Origin of the sequence: Vibrio sp. D417a (genome assembly GCF_030248595.1) — a bacterium.
Classification (GTDB): Bacteria; Pseudomonadota; Gammaproteobacteria; order Enterobacterales; family Vibrionaceae; genus Vibrio; species Vibrio alginolyticus.
Genome location: NZ_JAHGAM010000066.1, coordinates 1 through 622 on the forward strand (window position 1 = coordinate 1; position 622 = coordinate 622).

The 622-nt window shown below is 39.7% G+C and carries 1 protein-coding gene; it reads left to right on the forward strand.

Annotation, left to right across the window (positions count from 1 at the left end):
• Positions 1-124: 124 nt before the first annotated feature.
• Positions 125-559 (forward strand): IS200/IS605 family transposase, encoded by a 435-nt coding sequence (tnpA, locus tag KI742_RS23475; RefSeq protein ID WP_017633711.1) that lies wholly within the window; start codon positions 125-127, stop codon positions 557-559.
• The last annotated feature ends 63 nt before the right edge of the window (positions 560-622 follow it).

The window sequence follows — 622 nt, forward strand, 5'->3', positions numbered from 1 at the left end:
TTTTATTTTCAGCCCTAAACCACCTACTTCAGTAGGTGGTTATCATCCGTTTCGGCTTTGCCTGTAAAACTACTCATGCTAAATGCGTCTTTGATTTTTCCAGAAGTCAAAGAGGACAAATAACATGAGTAGATACAATCAAGCTTCCCACGTATTTTGGCGTTGTCAATACCATATAGTGTGGACGCCAAAGTATCGATTTAGGATCTTGAAGAACAATATAGGTAAAGAAGTTTATCGATGTATTTATGTTTACTGTAATCAACTTGGATGTGAAGTCGTAGAGCTAAACGTACAAGTTGACCACGTACATTTAGTTGTAAAGGTCCCACCAAAGCTTTCGATATCCAAGTTGATGGGGGTATTGAAAGGCAAAATAGCCTTAAAGCTATTTAGTAAGTTTCCTCACCTTAGGAAGAACAGGCTTTGGGGTAATCACTTTTGGCAAAGAGGCTATTTTGTCGATAGTGTTGGAATCAATGAAGAAATAATACGCCGATATGTAAGACATCAAGAGAAGCAAGAGCGAGTAGAGCAGCAGCAATTGGCGCTGGACTAAACAAAGGCCCCCTTTTAGGGGGCTCACACAAAGCCACCTTCTTTAGAAGGTGGTAATTTACTT

Coding starts and splice junctions, on each gene's coding strand:
- tnpA (WP_017633711.1), top strand. CDS start 125: ATGAGTAGATACAATCAAGCTTCCCACGTATTTTGGCGTTGTCAATAC.